Origin of the sequence: Reichenbachiella sp. (genome assembly GCF_039969095.1) — a bacterium.
Lineage (GTDB): Bacteria > Bacteroidota > Bacteroidia > Cytophagales > Cyclobacteriaceae > Reichenbachiella.
The window spans coordinates 807,370-824,349 of sequence record NZ_JBDVOL010000010.1; the positions used below are offsets into that span (position 1 = coordinate 807,370).

Sequence of the window (16,980 nt, forward strand, 5' to 3'; positions counted from 1 at the left end):
TTAAAGATTTCAACTGGTTATGTTTCAGATTTGAGTACATAACCTCAACTATATAACCACGTGAAAGCGTGGTTTTTTTATGGGATAGGGTTTATCCTAATAAAATTCCGCTCATCAGATTTTAATGCGGCTTCAGTCTAGAATGGTTATTTTAGTTGTACAAAAAAACCATTGACTCATGCGACAAACTCTTACATTACTAAGCATACTTTTCTTTTTTCATTCTGCCATTTCTCAGAATGTCGACATGTCCTTAATGCAAGGACTGAAAATACGTAATATTGGCCCTGCCGGGATGAGTGGTAGGGTAACAGCAATAGATGCAGTCCATAACAATCCCGACATTATTTACATAGGTACTGCTTCCGGAGGAGTTTGGAAATCAGAGGGTGGAGGAGTGACTTGGAAACCGATTTTTGAAAAAGAAAAAGTTGCCTCAGTAGGTGCGTTGGCGATAGATCAATCTAATCCAGATGTTATTTGGATTGGTACTGGAGAAGGCAATCCAAGAAACAGTGCCACCAGTGGGGCTGGAGTTTACAGATCCTTAGATGGTGGTGTAACGTGGAAGCTCATGGGACTTGAAGGTACAAGAAATATCCACCGTGTGATTATTGATCCTCGTAACTCCGATATTATCTATGTCGGAGCACAAGGCTCTGCGTGGGGAGAAAGCGCTGACAGAGGAGTTTATAAAACTATCGACGGAGGCAAGAGTTGGAATAAAATTCTTTATACAAACCCTAAAACCGGAATTGGCGAATTAATTATGGATCCAAACAATCCCAATAAATTATTTGCAGCCATGTGGGAGTTTAGAAGATGGCCTTGGTTCTTTAAATCTGGTGGAGAAGGATCAGCTTTACATGTGACCTATGATGGTGGTGAAACTTGGAAAAAACTAACAGATGAAGATGGTTTGCCAAAAGGTGAGTTAGGTAGAATGGGATTGGCCATTTCTCGAAGTAATTCCAAAGTGGTTTATGCACTCATTGAATCAAAGAAAAACGCACTTTATAAATCGGAAGATGGAGGGGTGAAATGGAGCAAGGTTCAAGACAAAGAAATAGGAGGAAGACCATTTTATTACGCAGAAATCGCCGTAGACCCAATCAATGAAAATAGGGTGTATAATATCTACTCTGAAGTAGGATTGAGTGAAGATGGAGGGAAAACGTTTTCTACTTTATTGGGTTGGAACCCAACCAGAGTGCATGGGGATTACCATGCGATTTGGATTCACCCATCGGATCCTTCTTTAGTAATGGTAGGTAATGATGGGGGGCTAGCTATCTCCAGAGACAGAGCCCAAACATTCCGTTTCGTAGAGAATCTGCCTGTAGGCCAGTTTTATCATATATCTACGGATAACCAAATCCCTTACAATATTTATGGTGGCATGCAAGACAACGGCTCATGGATCGGACCTTCCAATTCACTCCGCAATGGAGGAATAAGAAACAGCTATTGGGATGAAATTGCTTTTGGGGATGGATTTGATGTGGTGCCAGATCGTTCCAATTCTAGGTATGCTTTTGGTATGTGGCAGGGAGGCAATGTGCTCTATATAGATTTGGAAACGGGAGAGTCTCAATACATCAAACCAATTCACCCAGAAGGAGAGAAACTTAGATTCAATTGGAACGCAGCAATAGCTCAAGATCCAACGAACCCTGAAGTCGTGTATTTTGGCAGTCAATACATCCACAGAAGCAGCGATAAAGGACTGAATTGGGAAATTATATCACCAGACTTGACCACCAATGATCCAGCAAAGCAAAAAAGCAATGTGAGCGGTGGATTGACCATGGATGCCTCAGGGGCAGAAAATTTTACCACCATTTTGGCTATATCACCTTCGCCAATAGATGATCAGGTGATTTGGGTATCTACGGATGACGGCAATGTTCATTTAACTCAAGATGGAGGTAAAAACTGGACAAAACTGAATAGTAGAATTAAGGGATTAAAAACAGGCGCGTGGATGCCTCAAATCAAAGCATCGAAATACAAAGCTGGCGAAGCCGTCCTTGTAGTCAACGATTATCGTCGCGATGACTGGACGCCTTGGTTATATCGTACGAAAGACTTTGGAAAGACTTGGGATAGACTGATTGATGGACAGGATGTTTCAGGGTACGTACTCAGCTTTGTACAAGATCCTGTGGAGCCAAATTTGATGTTCGTAGGTACCGAATTCGGTCTATACGTTTCATTTAATAGCGGTCAATCTTGGAATCAGTGGAAAGAAGGCTATCCAACCGTTTCAACCTATGACTTGAACATTCAGGAGGAATTTGGGGATTTAGTCATAGGTACATTTGGTCGATCTATTTGGGTATTGGATGATATTCGTCCTTTGCGTGCCATAGCGAAAGACGGATCTTCTTTGCTTGAAAAACCTATTTATGTCTATCAATCAGTGGATGCTTATTTGTGGAGCAGAAAGGAAGCATCAGGGACTCGTTTTCAGGGAGATGCGATTTATAAAGGCGATGATAAAGCCAATGGAGCCCTTTTAACTTATTCTTTGAAAAAGACGTCTAAACAAGACACGACAATCAAATCTGATACCGTTTGGATAAAAGTTTTCAATGCAGAAAATGAAGAAATTCGAAAATCTTATACAGTGGGTAAACAAGGCATGAATCGATACAACTGGGATATGTGCAAAAAAGGTTATCGTTCATCTACGACTGCAAAACCAACAAAGGAAATTCAAGACCCGGCAGGGAGGTGGGTTTTGCCAGGTAGTTATCGTGTGCAGTTTAAATATGGTGAAGATTCCATGAGTACGGTGGTGAATATCAAGAAGGATCCAAGGATCAGCACTGATATAGCTACAATGACCAAAAATGCTGAAACGCTGGATCGAATTAACGATTGCCGTATATTGGCAACATTGGCCATTGATCAACTAAATCAGGCGGAGAAAACTGTAGAACTGATACTGAAAAACGCCAAATTGCAGGAATTAAAAAATGATAGTCTGGTTAGTCGAGCTTCTCAAGTTAAAAAGAAAGTTAAATCCCTAAAGGAGCTCATTAATGAAAAAGAGGACATACAAGGGTTCGCCGATGATAGTGAATTGATCTCAAGTAGGTTCTGGAGTACCGATTTTTATGTTCAATTATATAGCAAAAACAATAAGTCTCAGGAATTAGTAGTTGCTCAACTAAAATCAGATTTGGACGATGTAGTAGATCAAATAAACAGTTTTTTTGAAAAAGATTGGCTCGACTTTAAAACAGATATAGATGAATTAGATATGAGCTTATTTCCATCTTTCGATAAGCTTGAAAAGTGATAATTTCATGTACTTGGATGGTTTGAATGATTTTGTAGTTATATCAATTAACGAGAATCATTTAGAAAATAAGATTCGAAATTTTAGAACTGAAATGAATTGATAAGACTTATATTTAAAGTTGAAACGAGCTGAACTATAGTAGTTGGCTCAGTTTTTGGCTAATAGACGATTATGAAACAGATACTTACTTTTTTATTGGTTTTGTCAATGGGTGGCACACCCGATCAAGGTTTTGAAGTTGGTGATACAGCTCCAGATATTTCACTCCCTAATCTCAATGGGGAACCAGTGAAATTGTCCTCTCTCCGTGGTCAAATGGTATTTTTGGATTTTTGGGCCTCTTGGTGTAAGCCCTGCCGCAAAGAGAATCCTGAGATTGTAGAAACCTATCTTAAGTATAAAGATGAAGAGTTTGAAAATGGAATGGGCTTTACCGTATATGGTGTGTCGCTAGATAAGAAGAAGGAAGCTTGGCAAAAAGCTATTGAAAAAGACGGGTTGCTTTGGGATACACATGTAAGTGATCTGAATGGATGGAAAAATCAAGCTGCGCTAGCTTATGGTATTTCTAGCGTACCTATGAGTTATCTTTTGGATGGAGATGGTGTGATTGTAGCCATAAACCCAAGAGGGGATAAACTAGAAAAGGAACTCAAACGAAATCGTAAGTCCGATTCCTGGTTTAAGTCCCTTTTCGATAACTGAACTTGGTAGCGCTTAAAAATTTGCTTTGGCGCGAGTTCTTGCTGCTTTCAGAATGCCAATAAGCTGTGCCTTTTCAGCGGTGCCTCCGCATCCTATAGCATCTGCAGCTTCATCGGCAGTATCATATTCGACTCCGTCATATGTGTATGTACAACACGAATCGTCTGCACAAGTGCAACATGAAGTTGCTGATTCATTCGTGCAAACTTCAAATTCATCACATGTTTCTTCATCATCATCGCCACATGAACTGAGTACTCCAACTACAAAAAATAAAATACAGTATAAAAAAATGGATTTTTTCATATTCTTAGATTTAAAATTCAATTTAATTTTGTTCATTAAAATTAATGATATATCTGTGTGTTTATTGTGTTCAGAATCAATTTAATCTATTCCTTTTCAACTCCCGTTTCAAAATTAAACCACTTGGGATGGAATACTAAATTGTGTGCCCTTTGTTTATTAAATACTATTGTTTTCATTTTTTCTCTATCTTTTTTATTGTCTATTCCACTCTTATAATCTCCTTTGTTTCCTGTGGCTTGTACGCGAACCATTTTTTTCTTATCGGTTTTCACGTTGTCATCAATGCTCGATGCTTCTTTTTTCCCTAGAACTTGCCCAAGGTTTATTCCAACATGGTATCTGTAATCTTCTCCGAAACTTTGCATGCCTATTACATCCACATCAAAAATACTGGTAACGACATAGGTGCGAGGTACATACATTGCCTCTTTGAATAAAAACATGTGTGTTTCAATAGTTTTGAAACTTAAAGTATCCAGATTGTCAAGTTTTTTGAGATATTGTGCCATATCTTGTACAGGGGGATAATGATAAATGCCTCCATCATGAAATTTCAAATCACAGGTCATCATCATGTCTGCGTAGTCTATTGAGTCTCCAATCATTTTGAATTTCAGGAAAAGGTTGTCTGAAGATACAATACCATTTAATTGTTCGTAGGTCATTTCCGTTTGGTCAAAATCTTTCATCTCTTTCATTAATCGTCTAACGTCCAGTTCCATAATGTTACTTTTCATCTCAACTTCCATCTCATCATCTGGCTTCATATGAACTTTTAAGGATGAGTTGGTTTCACCACCAAATCCTTTGAATTTCATCTGATCTACCGTGTAGACTGTGTCGTTAGCATTGTACAAAGCTGATATGTCAGTCAAGAGGGCATCTTCATATTTCATGTCCTCAATTGCCAATTTCCCTTTTACTTCATTGGTAGACATATTCATTTCCAGCTTGGTGGAGAGATTGTTAACTGTTGCAGTTTGGCCGTATAATGTTTGTCCAATCTTGATATTGCTTTTGATCAGCTGTTTGGCATCGTTGATGTCGTAGTCCGCTTCTATGTCTTTCACGAAAGTATCATCGTATTTAAAGCTTTTTACAAATGCCTGGCCCGTAATCTCATAGTTCCAATTGGTCGGTTCTGGCTCTTGCTCTGTCGATGGGCTGCTTTCTTCATCCTCCGATGCAAATGCAGCTAGTACTTTGTAATCCAAATCTCCAAATCGATAAATTCCATCCACCTTTAAGGTGCCTGGTTGGTTTCTAATAGCTGTGTTGAAAGCGTTCTTTACGGTGGTATGTTCCACGTTGAATGCTAAATTTTGATAAACGCCTTTTAAATCATTAATGGATAAGGTATGCTGTTTTTTTGCAATTTTCCCATTCAAGTTATAAACACTCATTAAGGTATCTTTCATATTTAGATTGACTTGATCAAAATTCAGCTCAAAATCAGAGTTGTCATACATGATGGATTCGAGGTCTTCATCATTCATTTTATCAATATTAAGTTTTCCTTTGGATTTTATGTAAGCCTGAATAGATCCACTCATATCATTCACTAAAGTGTCAGGTGCGAATCTCATTAATTTTGCTAATTCAAGGTTTAACTTACTTGAAACATCAAATCTTAAATGTTTTAATTTATTAAGTGTAGCAGATCCAGATATACTGCCTTCATCAGTTGCAAAATAAAAGTTTGGTATATTTATTCTAGTATTTTCTGGCTGCATGAAATCACCTTCAAATTGAGCAGTAAAACTGTTTTTGGAAAGTCTAACTTTATCGTTAGGCAGATAAACATATATTTTACTAGCATCTAATTGACGATTGGCATAACTGAAATCTCCAGATAGTTGTCGGACTTTAGTTCCGTCTGGTATATTAAATTTCAATTTGTTCAAGTTTATTTCAAGTTTCGTTTGTTCTAAAGCAGTTGCAATAAAAGCACTGTCCAGTGAGTCGGTTAAAATGCCTTTTGTTGACAATTGAATATTTACTAGCCCTTCTGTGTATCTGACAACTGAATCAGGAATTAGTGTGCGAGAAGCATATAAATCAATGTCTAAATTGGAACTAAAATCATAATTCAAACGATCAAGATTGCTGAATTGACCACTCAAATCTAGATGGTTTCCACTACAGTCTGCTTCTAGTTTTTTCAAGTTTATAGCAGTTGTACGATTATTTTTTTGCTTGCCATTAGTAGCATCAGTATTCAAATTCAAATTATAAATCAGTGGGAAATCCTGATACTTGATACTTGCTTTGGACAAATCAACCGTAGCATTGTAAAAAGGTAATTCGTCTCCTATGATTCCTTTTAATTGAGTGTTGAAATTCAATTGACCAGCTACTTGACTGATTCCATATTCTTTCAGCATGCCTTCAGGTGCATATTTGGTTAAGGCAGCTAGACTTGGAGAAAATACATCTAGGGTAAGGTCAGTGTAAGTCTGTTCTCCAGCTATTATTTTGCCCTTGGCATTCAAGGTTAAATCACCCGCATCCAAAGCAAATAATTTCGTATAGATGGTATCTGATGCATAGGTGATGTCAAAATTTAAATCTATCTTATCTACACGGTCTGCTTTAGTGTCCTCAAATTTTAGTTTTGATAATTCTATTTTTCCTATTGCATTAGCGGTAAGATTATCATCATCCATTTTTAAGTTTGCATTCAATTCTTGAATGAATACGTTGGCTTTGGCTTTAAGCTGATCATCACTATACATGCATCTGAAATTAGTCAGTGAAATTTCATCCACAGTTAAATATAGAGGAGTAGATTCTTCTTGATCAGCAGTATCAGTAGTGTCTACTGGAATCAAATAGTCATAAGTCATTTTACCAGTTGAGTCAATAGCGTAAAGCACGAATCCATCGCTGAATGCAATATTTTTTATTATGATTTCATCATTTAATAATGCTCTGGTATTTAAACTGACACTAAGTTTTTGAAACTTAGCTAAAGTATCTGTATCTAATATTTCATCATACTCATCGTATTGATGTCTTCCCAACCAAATATTGTCAAATTTTAAATTGGCTTCTGGAAAGTCGCTAATCAATGAAAATGAAACTTTTTCTGCTTCAAGAGGGGCTCCAAAGGTGGTTCCCATTTCTTCCATGGCAAATCGTATGATACGATCCTGAAGGAGCCAGCCTGCTACTAATAGTGAGACAATGGTTACAAAAAATACGGATAAGCTGATCTTTAGAATTTTTACAAATGGCTTCATAAAGTCTAATGTTGGTCTTTGTGCAATTTCACTTCAATTTAAGTTGATTTCGAGAAATGAGACGCTCAATCAAGAATTATTCTCATCAAAATTCTCAATCGCAAATAGTAATGTCCGCAGTAGGATATAGAAAAGAAATAGCAGGACTTAAATACGGTATGTTGAGATCGAGCCCTCTAATAATCAACAAGCAACCGAGTGTTAATATAAATATGGTAGAAATCTTATTGAGTTGGATAAATGAAAAACCTTTAATTGCCTGGCCTGATAGAGCCATCACTAGCATGGCTGGAAAGGTGCCTAATCCAAATAAAACCATATAAAGCAAGCCATCAGCTAAATTGGCAGTTGCTAAAGCACCCGCAACTGCTGCGTAAACTAACCCACAAGGAAGGAATCCATTTAAAGCACCAAGAATGAAAGTTCCAGATAATTTAGTTGTATGTAGCCATTGGCCAAGCATGTTTTTCAATCCTTGAGCGAGTTTGTACATAGGTTGGTAAATTTTACCTCGAATGGAACTAGATACGGCGAATGCCACCATGATCATGAACAACCCCATGCCGATAGAAAAGGCCTGCTGATAACCACCAAATGAGATCAATTCACCTAACAATCCAAATATTAATCCTATCAATGCATAGGTAAAGATTCTTCCGATATTGTATAAAAATCGACTGATTAGAAATTTGGACAAAGACTGCTGGCCAGAAAGCGCAAGTGCAATCGGACCACACATCACTACGCAGTGAAGACTACCAATGAATCCTAAAGCCAGGGCTGTCCAATACATTACAATATAACATTCTGTTCGAAAAAATACTCCTTGCTGGTAGAGTGCCATCTGAGCTTTGTTTTCCAAAGGCCAGACTTAAAAGCCGATGCAGGGAAGGATTGTTGGTATTGATTATCCAGCTGAATTTTGATTTTTTTATCCGCGGAATAATCTGATGGTCTGAAAAAATGAATCTCACCTGATTCAATTAGATCTGCAACAGATTCTGGAAATTTTAAAATGATTTGATCTCCACTTCTGGTTATGGTTGGCTTAGTTTCTAGGGCATCAAAGTTTCTAATTCGATTCATTTGATCTTCATAGGCTAGCTCTTCTTCGTAGTAGTTAGTAGCCACCAAATTCACATCGTGCTTCATAGATATAACCACCAGAGTAATGATAAGAGCAGCAAACAACACAAAAGTTAAGACTATACTTTTACCCCAATTCATTTTTTCATTTTTACTGGCCCCAAAAATTTAGTATCAATTTCATCTATCATTTCACCATTCTTAAAAACACCAATATCAACACTTGACTTCGTTTGTGAAATATGGGAAGTAGGCATTTTGATAAAGAACACACCTTCGTATTTGTCATTGGCAGGAATGATGATTTTTTGTGTTCCCACTCGATCTATATAAGCGCCTTCTAGATTCAAAACTTTCAATTCCAACTCCATTTCTTCAAATGTTTTATTGATGAATTGAATATTGTATAGGTTAGAGATCTGACCATCATCTGTTTTTTGATACAAAGTGCCTGGTACTTTCAAAACTGTAATCTCTACATCTGATCTAGAAACCAGCATAAACGATAAAAATGTCATCATGGCAATGAGAACAATCGAGTATCCAGCTACTCGAGGCGTAAAGAGTTTTTTCTGGCCAGATTCTATCGCTGTATGCGAAGACAATCTAATCAAACCTTCGGGTTTGTTGATTTTGGTCATTACCTCATCGCAGGCATCCATACAAGCGGTGCAATTCACACATTCCAGTTGAGTGCCATTGCGAATATCAATTCCAGTTGGGCAGGCATGAACACATAGTTTGCAGTCGATACAGTCGCCAGCATCAGAATTTTGTTCGGATTTTTTTAGCTTGGATCTGGGTTCACCTCTCAGCCAATCGTACATGACTGCCATCGTATCCTTTACTATGAGTACACTTTGCAGTCTTCCATAAGGACAAACAGCAGTGCAAGCTTGCTCTCTGAAGTAAGCAAAGACCCAATAAAAGATCCCGGTAAATGCGACCAACCCTATGAATCCACTCATATGAGCAGTAGGGGGTTGAGATACAATATTGATGACTTCATCAATTCCTACTAAATAAGCCATCACCGTATGGGAAATTAAAATAGCTATCAATAGAAAAATGAGATGTTTGAATGACTTCTTCCAAATTTTTCTTCTATTCCATGGAGAGGCATTGAGTTTTCGTTGTTGATTAGCATCTCCTTCAATCCAGTATTCAATTTTACGGAATACCATTTCCATAAATAAGGTTTGCGGGCATGCCCATCCACACCAAACTCGACCAAATGCAACCGTGAACAGGATAATGAAAATAAAAAAGGTTACGGCTAACAAGGCCAATAAAAAGAAATCCTGTGGCCAAAATGCTTGGCCGAAGATTATAAACCTTCTTTCAAAAATATTCAGAAGTAGGAGAGGGCGCCCTCCTATAGTAATAAATGGGCCTGAGAATAGAATTCCAAGCAGCGCCACAGTGACGATGATGCGATAGTTGTGAAACCTGCCTTTAGGTTTTTTTGGATAGATCCAGATTCTTTTGCCTGACTCATCGACAGTCGCAATGGTGTCCCGATATTCTTCTTCAAACTCGTAATGGTTTTCCATTTCTTATTCTGACAAAGCTTCTTCTACTACAGTCTCTTCTGAGACTTCTTCTTTATATAATTCTCCTTGAGGAGCTTTCGCATTGGCAGGATTAGTCCCTTTCAAAGTATGAATATAGGAAGTGACATCATTCATTTTAGCAGGTGACAATACGTCTTTCCAAGCGATCATTCCTTTATCAGGAACACCATTCTTTACGGTATTGTAGATGTCTTGTACGCTTCCACCATGTAGCCAATATTCATCTGTCAAATTAGGACCTATACCACCTTCACCGGCAGCTTTGTGACAGGCAACGCAATTGCGCTCATAAACTGTTTTGCCGCTAGCTAATACTACAGGATCATCTGAAAATACAATATTGCTTTCATCGACTGAACTTCCTTCTTCGGCTGAACTCATATTGGCTTGCGCTTCTGCCATAGCTATTTCATATTCTTGTGTTTGCAATGGCAAGGATCCACTGATATGGTACATATACAAATAGATCACAGCAAAAACAATTGAAGCGTAGAACATATATTTCCACCAGGGCGGCAAATGATTGTCCAATTCTTTGATGCCATCATAGTCGTGATCCAAAACGATTGTATTTTCTTTTTCAATAGGAATAGCATCAGTTAATCCAGCATAAAACTTGGACCAGGCACTTGGTTCTTCAACATATTCAATTCCTTTTTCTTTTGCTTTTCGAATAGCATCCTCACGAACCATGACCTGTAATATGACTAGAAGATAGAAGGCCACCAATAGAACTAGTAGCATCACTACAAGAACCAAAATGATCATGATTTTTGAAGCGTCTAGTGATTCTAGTATGCCTGTATTTTCTGTTTGTGCATAAGAAATGGGTCCAGTAAGGAGTAACATCAAACAAACTCCTAGCCCTTTAATATATTTATTGAAATTTGTCATTTGATTAAGATTTAGGGGTTTTATTGATCGGAAGATTTTTCATTTCATCTATATAAGAGTTATTCACTCCCTTGAATACCCACCAGAGTAAACCCACGAAGAAGATGAAAAAGATGGATAAGGAAATAATTGGCCATATCTCCACACCATTTACTTGTTCGAAATAGTATTTAAACATAATAGTTTCCTTTTAGTCTTTTACAGTTATATCTTTTCCTAATCGTTGCAGATAAGCAATCAGTGCAATGATCTCAGCGTCTCCTGAAATCTCAATATCCTCAGCGACTAGGTTGTCAGTTATCGTTTTGGCTTGCACTTCCAATTCACCATTCGCAGTTTCCTCATAACCTTCTGGATAAGGCACGCCGACCGTTCTGAGTGCACTGATTTTTCCAGCTGTGAGCTCTTTATCGATCATCTGCTCAAAGAGCCATGGATACGGAGGCATGATAGATCCCTCAGATACTTGTGCAGGATCTAGCATGTGATAGAAATGCCAAGAGTCAGATTTCTTCAGTTTACCTACACCCTCGCGAGCCAAATCTGGACCTGTTCTTTTAGATCCCCATAAGAAGGGATGATCATACACAAATTCACCTGCTTTTGAGTATTCTCCATATCTTTCAGTTTCGGATCTAAAGGGTCTGATCATTTGAGAGTGACAATTGTTACAGCCTTCTCTGATATAGATGTCACGACCATGAAGTTCTAAAGGGGTATAAGGTTTGACAGAAGCTATCGTCGGGACATTTGATTTAATCAAAAATGTGGGAACCATTTCTATAATTCCTCCGATTAGAATGGCCACCAAAGATAGCCCCGTAAATAATACTGGCTTTCTTTCTAGCACACTATGCCAGTGACCACCAGTGATTTCTTTCTTTTCTAATGCTGGAGCTTCAGCTTCTTCATCACTTACAAATGAACCAATACCAGCAGTTTTGATCAGATTGTAAATCATGATGAATACACCAATCAAGTACAAACTACCACCTACGGCACGAAGCATATACATCGGTAAAATTTGAACGACAGTTTCTAGGAAATTTTTGTAAACTAAGAAACCTTCAGCATCAAATTGTTTCCACATTGAAGCTTGAGTAATACCAGCAATATATAGTGGTAGCGCATAAAATATGATTCCCAATGTGCCCAGCCAGAAGTGTGTATTGGCTAAGTTTCTTGAAAATAATTCTGTTTTCCACATTTTAGGTACGAGCCAATAAAACATGCCGAAGATTAAGAAACCGTTCCAGCCTAATCCACCCACATGAACGTGAGCAATGATCCAATCCGTGTAGTGGGCAATAGCACTGACGTTTTTAAGAGAAAGCATCGGGCCTTCGAAAGTAGCCATACCATAGGCTGTCACTGCTACTACCATAAATTTCAAAACAGGATCTTCTCGTACGCGATCCCAGGCTCCTCTTAATGTCAATAGTCCATTCAACATACCACCCCAAGATGGAGCAATCAGCATGATAGAGAATACTACTCCTAATGACTGTGCCCAATCTGGTAATGAAGTATAAAGCAAATGGTGAGGTCCAGCCCAGATATAAATAAAAATCAAAGACCAGAAGTGAATGATTGAAAGTCTATAGGAATATACAGGTCTATTGGCTGCTTTAGGCAGGTAATAATACATGATACCTAAAAATGGAGTCGTTAGAAAAAATGCGACTGCATTGTGACCATACCACCACTGCACTAAAGCGTCCTGCACACCTGCATACCAAGAGTAGCTTTTGAAAAGCGTAACTGGAATCTCCATGGAATTTACAATATGAAGAACCGCAACTGTTACGAACGTCGCGATGTAAAACCAAATCGCCACGTACATGTGTCGCTCTCGTCTTTTAATAATCGTTCCAATCATGTTAATGCCAAACACCACCCAAATCAAGGTGATGGCGATATCAATCGGCCATTCTAATTCAGCATATTCTTTACTAGTAGTAAAACCCATAGGCAGGGTGATAGCTGCAGCCAGAATAATCAATTGCCAACCCCAGAAATGAATCCAGGAAAGCATGTCATTGAACATTCTGGTTTTCAAGAGCCTTTGCAACGAATAATAAACGCCAGCAAACATAGCGTTACCAACAAATGCAAAAATGACCGCATTGGTATGCAACGGCCTTACTCTTCCGAATGTCGTGTATTGTAAATCGAAGTTGAAAGCAGGGTAGAAGAGCTGAATCGCTGCAGTCAATCCTGCTAACATAGCCACCACTCCAAATACAATGGAGGCAATAGTAAAGTACTTGACAATCTTATTGTCGTAGCTAAATTTTTCTAGTTCCATATGAGGCAATTGATTTTATGATTTGAGCACTAAATTAGGTTACAATGTCAGGTCTATAAATTTTTACAATGATTCAAAAACATGATTTATATCATGTCAATAAATTCTATTAAATCTATTATTTGAAGATAATAATTTCTTAGTCAAAGATTGTTCTTCCATCTAGTTTTTGTATTTGAACCAGTACACAATGGGTCCCAAAATGGGAAGAAGTATAACTATAGCAAACCAAATCACTTTTTGATTGTTATTTAGATTGCTTTTTGCAACTGAAATAAGTGCCCAAATGGCGAAGGCAGCTGCAACTAATGCGATTAAAGATCCGGAGTTCATATTTAGGTTATTTTTCGTGAATGGTCATAAGTGGAATTGAAATACGTTTAGCCATTGATTTCGTGTTACTTGTTCCTACCAATCTCTGTATAATCGTATGATTCTTTGGTAACATAAAAAGCATGTCAAGATCTAAATCAATTATGGCTTCGGTTAAAATTTCATCAAGTGACCTACTGTCTGTAAAAGTATGATAGGACTGCTTGAGTCCATTAAAATACTCAGAAATGCCCAGTTTAACATCATCAAAGACAAAAAGCTTATGCTGTTTTTCAGTAACATTTAAAAAACATAGTGAGGAAAAATTGATAGTAGCGAAGTCTCTCAGCGGTGCCAATATTTTCGGGTCATTGAAATCGGAATAGTCTATTGCAACGCCAATTCTTTTGAAGGAGATAGATTTTATAGTTTCGGGAATGACGAGTACCGGAATCTTAGCTCTATCAATCATATCCATACTGTTGCTTCCTACCAATTGAGTCAGCCAGTCATGCTGAGACTTTGTACCTGTAACTATCAAGTCGCACTCATTTTGTACGGTACAGCTATAAATAGCATCATGCAAAGGAGCATTATACTTGGTATTGGAAACAGATACTTCATCTAGATCACTGGATGAAATGAGTTCATTGAATTGCTGATCCAACTGCTCATGATATTCTTGAAGTAGCGGCTGGATGATTGAAGCAGCCCCAACTACTTCTGCATGGATATGTGGCATATGAGTAACTGAAACCACCTGAATAGATGCATTTGCTTTTTTAGCCAAAACCAAAGCTGTGTCAAAAGCATTCTTTGCACAGGGAGAATAGTCCATCGGAACCAGTATAGTCGAAATTTTCATGATTTGCTTATTTTATTGTACACGTCCAAACTGGAACCTTACTATGATTGACTACATCTTCGGCTACGCTACCTACGAGTAAATGAATGAGCCCTTTGTGGCTATGTGTGCTCATGGCTATCATATCCGCTTTGATTTGCCAACCAAAGGTCAATATCCCTTCTTCTGGGTGAAAGGCTTTGGATATATGTACTTCGTAATTTTTTAGATCATTTTTTTGAGCAAGTATTTCTAATCTCTCTTTAGCTAAATCAGCGTTAACAGAATTGTGAGGAGTATCCACCCAAACCAAATGAATTTTGGCATCAAATAATTCTTGATAGTACTTGAAGGTATCTAGTACTTTACTGTGTGTGCCATCTAAGTCAGATGGAAAAACTACATTTTTGATTGTGCCTATATCACATTTTTCATGAATGGCTAGCACTGGACAATCAGCGTTACGGACGATTTTTTCTGTATTAGAGCCTACCAAAAGTTCTTTTAACCCAGTAGCTCCTTTGGTTCCCATTACAATCAAATCTGCTTTAATCTCTTCCAGTTGATCAGTGATGCCATCATAGGCATTGCCCATGAGCACCACTTTGTCAATGGCAACAGTGTTTTCAAATTGAGATAAGATGGTATTCAATTTTTCATTTGTCTTTTTTATGAGCTCTAAGGTGAAAATCTTATCCATAGGATCGTCTGATTCGATTTCTCCAGTTACATTAAAAGTAGTGGCCAATGGATATTCTATCACATGAATCAACTTGATTTTTGCTTGACTTTTCTTACTAACTTGAACAGCAAAATCTAAAGCGGCTTCTGCATATTCGCTAAAATCGTATGGAACAGCTATTGTTTGCATGGTTTTGAATGTTTTGTGATTTCTTTATAATACTAAGGTAGGATAGTCCAATAGTCCAACCTCTGAGCAATCTCAAACCAAAAACTGATATTGATCATAATTATATAGTAAGACTAAACTTTTGTGATGTATCCGTTTCTTTCCATAGGGAGATATCCAAAGCCATACAGGCGTTTCTTGCAAAAGGCCTTCCTAATTTAGTAATTGTGAGGCTACCAGGTTTATACTCAACTAGTCCATCCTTGATCATATCAGAAAGCCTTTGCTCTACTTCTTCGAATATTTTAGCATCTTCATTTGAGCATTCCCAAGTGGTTTCAAATTGACACATCAAATTAGTAATATGTCTTCGAATAAATGCTTCTTGCTCTGAAAGAACATGCGTTTTGAAGATGGGAAACTCTCCACCTTCAACCGCATTTTTATATTTTTCTACTTTCTTAAGGTTTTGTCCATAGGCTCGCCAGGAATCACCGATCGCAGAAACGCCAAGTCCAACGCATAGCATGCTATGATTGGTAGTATAACCCATGAAATTGCGATGCATATTTCCATTGTTTGCAGCTAGGTATAATGCGTCATTGGGAAGAGAGAAATGGTCCATCCCAATTTCCAAATAGCCAATCTCAGTAAGCAATTTTTTGCCTAGTTCATAAAGCTCTCTTTTCTCCTCGTTGCTTGGAAGATCCTTCTCTGTAAACATGCGCTGACCAGGTTTGACCCAAGGTACATGCGCATAACTGTAGAATGCTATTCTATCAGGTTGTAAGTTTTTTACTTTATTGAAAGTATCATGGATACTATCTGTGGTTTGTAGCGGCAGGCCGTATATCAAATCGAAGTTGATGGATGAATAGCCAATGGCTCTTGCTTGATCTACTACTTTTTCAACTTGCTCGTAAGTCTGAATTCGGTTAATAACCTTCTGAACTTTTGGGTCAAAATCTTGAATGCCAAAACTAACTCTTCTAAAACCAAGATTATAAAGTGTAATTAAATGAGCTTCCGTAGTATTGTTAGGATGCCCTTCAAATCCAAGCTCAGCATCTTTTCTTACATGTACCGTTTGTTTGATTCCCTCTATTAAAATTGCCAAATTTTCAGGACTAAAGAAGGTAGGTGTGCCACCGCCGAGGTGGATCTCTGTGATTTCGGGAACGTCTCCGAACAACTTCAGATACATTTCCCATTCTTTCAATACCGTATCAATATATGGTTTTTCTACGGCATGATTGATTGTGATTCTAGTTGTACAACCGCAATAAGTACAAAGACTTTCGCAGAATGGAAGGTGAATGTATAAGCTTATTCCTTCTTTCTTATTGGTAAGGTTGAATGTCTTTTTTAGTTGTTTTTTCCAGCCTGTTAGGTCAAGTTCTTCTTTCCAGAATGGGACGGTTGGGTAGCTCGTATATCTGGGGCCAGGGATATTGTATTTTCGAATGAGAGAAGTTGCCATATGATTTTTGTTTGTAGCAAATCAACTCTTTCATGGAGTGACTTTTAAAGCCTTATGTCATTTGAT

General features: G+C 37.9%; 13 protein-coding genes. 2 read left to right on the forward strand and 11 right to left on the reverse strand.

What is annotated here, in order from left to right; genetic code table 11:
• Positions 1 to 178 precede the first annotated feature (178 nt).
• Both ABJH98_RS06790 and ABJH98_RS06795 read left to right on the forward strand, forming a co-directional pair.
• Positions 179 to 3,307 (forward strand): hypothetical protein, encoded by a 3,129-nt coding sequence (locus ABJH98_RS06790; protein WP_348306878.1) that lies wholly within the window; start codon positions 179 to 181, stop codon positions 3,305 to 3,307.
• 174 nt (positions 3,308 to 3,481) lie between these two features.
• A complete protein-coding gene (locus ABJH98_RS06795; protein WP_348306879.1) occupies positions 3,482 to 4,015 on the forward strand; it encodes a TlpA disulfide reductase family protein in 534 nt (177 codons plus the stop codon).
• A 12-nt stretch (positions 4,016 to 4,027) separates the two neighbouring features.
• Here ABJH98_RS06795 and ABJH98_RS06800 read toward each other — a convergent pair whose 3' ends face one another.
• From ABJH98_RS06800 to hemN, 11 genes are all read right to left on the reverse strand, one after another.
• Positions 4,028 to 4,321, reverse strand: coding sequence for a hypothetical protein (locus ABJH98_RS06800; RefSeq protein ID WP_348306880.1), 294 nt, complete (start codon positions 4,319 to 4,321; stop codon positions 4,028 to 4,030).
• Positions 4,322 to 4,407: 86 nt separating this feature from the next.
• Positions 4,408 to 7,566 (reverse strand): hypothetical protein, encoded by a 3,159-nt coding sequence (locus tag ABJH98_RS06805; RefSeq protein WP_348306881.1) that lies wholly within the window; start codon positions 7,564 to 7,566, stop codon positions 4,408 to 4,410.
• A gap of 94 nt (positions 7,567 to 7,660) precedes the next feature.
• Entirely contained in the window at positions 7,661 to 8,359 is a 699-nt protein-coding gene (locus ABJH98_RS06810) for a sulfite exporter TauE/SafE family protein (RefSeq protein ID WP_348306882.1), read from the reverse strand.
• Positions 8,359 to 8,793 carry a FixH family protein gene (locus ABJH98_RS06815; RefSeq protein ID WP_348306883.1) on the reverse strand — a complete coding sequence of 145 codons (435 nt, stop codon included), beginning with the start codon at positions 8,791 to 8,793 and terminating at the stop codon, positions 8,359 to 8,361. The genes ABJH98_RS06810 and ABJH98_RS06815 overlap by 1 nt, the downstream gene beginning before the upstream one ends.
• Positions 8,790 to 10,205 (reverse strand): cytochrome c oxidase accessory protein CcoG, encoded by a 1,416-nt coding sequence (gene ccoG, locus ABJH98_RS06820; protein WP_348306884.1) that lies wholly within the window; start codon positions 10,203 to 10,205, stop codon positions 8,790 to 8,792. The genes ABJH98_RS06815 and ccoG overlap by 4 nt, the downstream gene beginning before the upstream one ends.
• Before the next feature lie 3 nt (positions 10,206 to 10,208).
• Positions 10,209 to 11,120: a cbb3-type cytochrome c oxidase N-terminal domain-containing protein gene (locus ABJH98_RS06825; RefSeq protein ID WP_348306885.1), complete on the reverse strand. Its 912-nt coding sequence runs from the start codon at positions 11,118 to 11,120 to the stop codon at positions 10,209 to 10,211.
• Positions 11,121 to 11,124: 4 nt separating this feature from the next.
• Positions 11,125 to 11,298 (reverse strand): cytochrome C oxidase Cbb3, encoded by a 174-nt coding sequence (locus ABJH98_RS06830; RefSeq protein WP_348306886.1) that lies wholly within the window; start codon positions 11,296 to 11,298, stop codon positions 11,125 to 11,127.
• 12 nt (positions 11,299 to 11,310) lie between these two features.
• The gene (gene ccoN, locus ABJH98_RS06835) at positions 11,311 to 13,428 is read right to left on the reverse strand and encodes a cytochrome-c oxidase, cbb3-type subunit I (protein WP_348306887.1); all 2,118 of its coding nucleotides are present in this window, start codon (positions 13,426 to 13,428) and stop codon (positions 11,311 to 11,313) included.
• A gap of 340 nt (positions 13,429 to 13,768) precedes the next feature.
• Positions 13,769 to 14,605, reverse strand: coding sequence for a universal stress protein (locus ABJH98_RS06840; RefSeq protein WP_348306888.1), 837 nt, complete (start codon positions 14,603 to 14,605; stop codon positions 13,769 to 13,771).
• 7 nt (positions 14,606 to 14,612) lie between these two features.
• Positions 14,613 to 15,455, reverse strand: a complete 843-nt coding sequence (locus ABJH98_RS06845) for a universal stress protein (RefSeq protein ID WP_348306889.1) — start codon at positions 15,453 to 15,455, stop codon at positions 14,613 to 14,615.
• A 100-nt stretch (positions 15,456 to 15,555) separates the two neighbouring features.
• Positions 15,556 to 16,914 (reverse strand): oxygen-independent coproporphyrinogen III oxidase, encoded by a 1,359-nt coding sequence (hemN, locus tag ABJH98_RS06850; RefSeq protein ID WP_348306890.1) that lies wholly within the window; start codon positions 16,912 to 16,914, stop codon positions 15,556 to 15,558.
• Positions 16,915 to 16,980 lie beyond the last annotated feature (66 nt).

Bases quoted from the DNA above. Each gene is read 5' to 3' on its own strand.
- ccoG (WP_348306884.1), bottom strand. From the start codon at position 10,205: ATGGAAAACCATTACGAGTTTGAAGAAGAATATCGGGACACCATTGCG.
- ABJH98_RS06790 (WP_348306878.1), top strand. From the start codon at position 179: ATGCGACAAACTCTTACATTACTAAGCATACTTTTCTTTTTTCATTCT.
- ABJH98_RS06840 (WP_348306888.1), bottom strand. From the start codon at position 14,605: ATGAAAATTTCGACTATACTGGTTCCGATGGACTATTCTCCCTGTGCA.
- ABJH98_RS06810 (WP_348306882.1), bottom strand. From the start codon at position 8,359: ATGTATTGGACAGCCCTGGCTTTAGGATTCATTGGTAGTCTTCACTGC.
- ccoN (WP_348306887.1), bottom strand. From the start codon at position 13,428: ATGGAACTAGAAAAATTTAGCTACGACAATAAGATTGTCAAGTACTTT.
- ABJH98_RS06795 (WP_348306879.1), top strand. From the start codon at position 3,482: ATGAAACAGATACTTACTTTTTTATTGGTTTTGTCAATGGGTGGCACA.
- ABJH98_RS06800 (WP_348306880.1), bottom strand. From the start codon at position 4,321: ATGAAAAAATCCATTTTTTTATACTGTATTTTATTTTTTGTAGTTGGA.
- ABJH98_RS06845 (WP_348306889.1), bottom strand. From the start codon at position 15,455: ATGCAAACAATAGCTGTTCCATACGATTTTAGCGAATATGCAGAAGCC.
- ABJH98_RS06805 (WP_348306881.1), bottom strand. From the start codon at position 7,566: ATGAAGCCATTTGTAAAAATTCTAAAGATCAGCTTATCCGTATTTTTT.
- ABJH98_RS06830 (WP_348306886.1), bottom strand. From the start codon at position 11,298: ATGTTTAAATACTATTTCGAACAAGTAAATGGTGTGGAGATATGGCCA.
- hemN (WP_348306890.1), bottom strand. From the start codon at position 16,914: ATGGCAACTTCTCTCATTCGAAAATACAATATCCCTGGCCCCAGATAT.
- ABJH98_RS06825 (WP_348306885.1), bottom strand. From the start codon at position 11,120: ATGACAAATTTCAATAAATATATTAAAGGGCTAGGAGTTTGTTTGATG.
- ABJH98_RS06815 (WP_348306883.1), bottom strand. From the start codon at position 8,793: ATGAATTGGGGTAAAAGTATAGTCTTAACTTTTGTGTTGTTTGCTGCT.